At 72.1% G+C, this 3,105-nt stretch carries 3 protein-coding genes; 1 reads left to right on the forward strand and 2 read right to left on the reverse strand.

Annotated features, from left to right (window positions below):
* On the forward strand, window positions 1–214 hold a 214-nt coding region (locus VED21_RS18300), incomplete at its 5' end, for a hypothetical protein (protein ID WP_414638216.1).
* Window positions 215–287: 73 nt separating this feature from the next.
* On the opposite strand, the gene VED21_RS18305 is transcribed toward VED21_RS18300, so the two are convergent.
* Complete coding sequence (locus tag VED21_RS18305) at window positions 288–2,375, reverse strand: response regulator (RefSeq protein ID WP_324884614.1); 2,088 nt, start codon at window positions 2,373–2,375, stop codon at window positions 288–290.
* A gap of 216 nt (window positions 2,376–2,591) precedes the next feature.
* Window positions 2,592–3,105: 2-oxo acid dehydrogenase subunit E2 (locus tag VED21_RS18310; RefSeq protein ID WP_324884616.1), on the reverse strand; the 514-nt coding region annotated here is incomplete at its 5' end.

Genomic DNA, 3,105 nt, shown 5'->3' on the forward strand with positions numbered 1-3,105 from the left:
CGGCGGGCGCCTGCTGGGCGCGCCGGGGCTGCCGGGCGGCGCCAACACGGCGGTGCTGGGCAACACGGCGGCCGGCATCGGCAACAAGGCGGTGCAGCAGGGCATGGTCTTCCAGGGGGCGGGCTTCGGCACCGCCAACACGCTGGCCGGCCAGAACACTGCCGCCGGCATCGGCAACTTCGCCGGCCAGAGCCTGTTCTCCGTCCAGCGCTGACGCGACACCACGGCCAAGGGAAGGGGCCGCCTTCGGGCGGCCCCTTCTTCATGTCCGGTTCAGAGGGGCCGGTTCAGGCGGCGGTCTTCTCGGCCGCGCCGAGGCAGGCGCGGATCGCGTCGTCCAGGGTGGCGGCGTGGTAGGGCTTGCGCAGGATCCGGTGCGCGGGGACGACGCCGTCCTGCAATTCGGCGGCGTAGCCGGTGGTCAGCAGCACGGGAAGGCGCGGGTGGCGGCGGGCGATCTCCTGCGCCAACTGCACGCCGCTCATGCCGCCGGGCATCACCACGTCGGAGACGACCACGTCGAAGCGATGCCCACCGTCCAGCAGCGCCAGCGCCGCGTCGGCGCGGTCGGCCACCGTCGTGCGGTAGCCCAGGCGGTCGAGCAGCGCCGCCGCCGTCTCGGCCACCGCCGCTTCGTCGTCGACCACCAGCACGCTGCAAGGCGCCGCCCCGGTGGCCGGCGGTGCGGCGTCCATCGCCTCCGGCGCGGCGGCCCGGCGGGCGCGCGGCAGGAAGAGGGTCAGAGTCGTGCCGGCGCCGAGCCGACTGTCCAGCGCCACGCCGCCGCCGGACTGGGTGGCGAAGCCGTACACCTGGCTGAGCCCCAGGCCGGTGCCCTTGCCGGCTTCCTTGGTGGTGAAGAAGGGCTCGAAGGCGTGCTCCACGGCCTCGGGCGGCATGCCGGCGCCGGTGTCGATCAGGTCGACGCGTACGAAGTCGCCGCTCAGGTGCGGCTGGCGGCCCTCCCCATCGCCATCGCCATCACCGTCGCGCGGCAGTTCGGCGTTGCGCAGCGCGATGCGGAAGACGCCGCCCGTCGGCATGGCGTCGCGCGCGTTGACGGCGGCGTTGAGCAGCGCCAGATCGAGCTGTTCGGGATCGACGTCGACCGGCCAGAGGTCGGGCGGCGACTCGATGCGCAGCGCGATGTCCCGGCGCAACGCCCCGGCGAGCAGGTCGTGGACGGCTTCCAGGTGCGCGGGTAGGGCGATGACCTCGGAGCGCAGCACCGCCCGCCGCGCGAAGGTGAGCAGCTGCCGGGTCAGCGCCGCCCCACGCTCGGCCGCCTGCATGGCCAGTTCCAGCCGCCGGCGCGTCTTGCCATCCGTGACGGTGGGCAGCACCAGGCTGACGCTGCCGCTGACGATGGTCAGCAGGTTGTTGAAGTCGTGCGCGATGCCGCCGGTGAGCTGGCCGATCGCCTCCATCTTCTGCGCCTGCCGCAGGGCGGCGTCGGCGCGCCGCTGGGTCGCGATGTCGCGCAGCACCAGCCACGCCAGCACGCCGGCCAACAGCACGCTGCCGGCCGCACCCAGTGCGGCGACCAGCACGGAGCGGCTGCGCGCCACTTCGAACGCGGCGACCGGGATGCCGAAATGCACCGACCAGCCGGTCAGCGGCGACAGGCGGAAGAACGCGGTGACGTCGACGCCGTCCAGCGTGCGGCCGGCGTAGAACCCCTCGCCCTGGCCCGAGCGGATGGCGTTCAGGCTGAATTCGTTCACCGTCCGCCCGACGTAGCGCTCGGCGTCGCGGGTGCGGGCGACGATCCGCCCCTCGCGGTCGACGACGATGCCGACCCATTCCGCCGGCACGTCGGCGCCGCCCACCACGGCCCCGATGCCGGTGGGCGTGAGCACGGCCGTGAGCACGTAGCGCAACGCGCCGTCGCGCACCACCGGCACACGGATCGGCATGAGCTGCAGCCGGTTCTCCGGCCCCGGCGGGTTGATCCCGCCGACCACCGGGCGGCCGGTGCGCGCGATCTCGGCGAAGCTGGCCGGGTCGACCACCGTGCCCAGCGGCGCGTCGAGCGGCTGGCGCAGGTTCATCAGCAGGTTGCCCCGCGGGTCGGCCAGGGTCATCGTGTGCCAGCCCGGCTGGGCGTCGCGGACGCGCCGCGCCTCCTCGTGGAAGGCGGCGAGGTCGCCGTGGTCGAGGTGGGTGGACTGGGCCAGCGCCTCGACCACCCGCAGGTGTCCGTCGACCTCGCGTTCGACCAGCTCCACCACACGGGCGACGCGCCGGCGGGTGTCGTCCTCGATGGCGCGCCGCTCCTGCTGCGCCACGGTGACGACGAGCACCGACGCCAGCCCGACCAGCGGCAACAGCGCCGCGAGCAGCAGGGCGAGCAGCCGGGACCGGGTGTGGTTCACGCGAACACATCCTAATGAGTGCGCCGGCCCTGGCCGGCTCGCGCGCAGTGTACTCCTGTCGCACGCCGCGTGCTACGTGCACCGACGGTTGCGGCGGGTGCCATCAAAAACAAAAAAGGCGCCCCGTAGGCGCCAATAAACCGGTCTCCAAAGGCCCCCGGCCTTTGGCGGGAGGGTGCGGGAGGGCAGGGCCCTCCCGCGCAACGTCCCCTCAAATCACACGTCCAGCAGCAGGCGCCGCGGGTCCTCGATGCACTCCTTGATGCGCACCAGGAAGGTGACGGCTTCCTTGCCGTCGATGATGCGGTGATCGTAGGAGAGCGCCAGGTACATCATCGGGCGGATCTCGATCTTGCCGTTCACCACGACCGCGCGGTCCATGGTCTTGTGCATGCCGAGGATCGCCGACTGCGGCGGGTTGATGATTGGCGTCGACATCAGCGAGCCGTACACGCCGCCGTTCGAGATGGTGAAGGTGCCGCCGGTCAGCTCGTCCATGGACAGCTTGCCGTCGCGGCCCTTCTTGCCCAACTCGCCAATCTTCGCCTCGATCTGGGCGAAGCTCATCTGGTCGGCGTCGCGCACGATGGGAACCACCAGACCCTGCGGCGTGCCGACGGCGACGCCGATGTCGTAGTAGTTCTTGTAGACGATGTCGGTGCCGTCGATCTCGGCGTTCACCGCCGGGATCTCCTTCAGCGCCTGGATGGCGGCGCGCACGAAGAAGGAC

The organism is Azospirillum sp. (assembly GCF_035627195.1).
GTDB lineage: Bacteria > Pseudomonadota > Alphaproteobacteria > Azospirillales > Azospirillaceae > Azospirillum.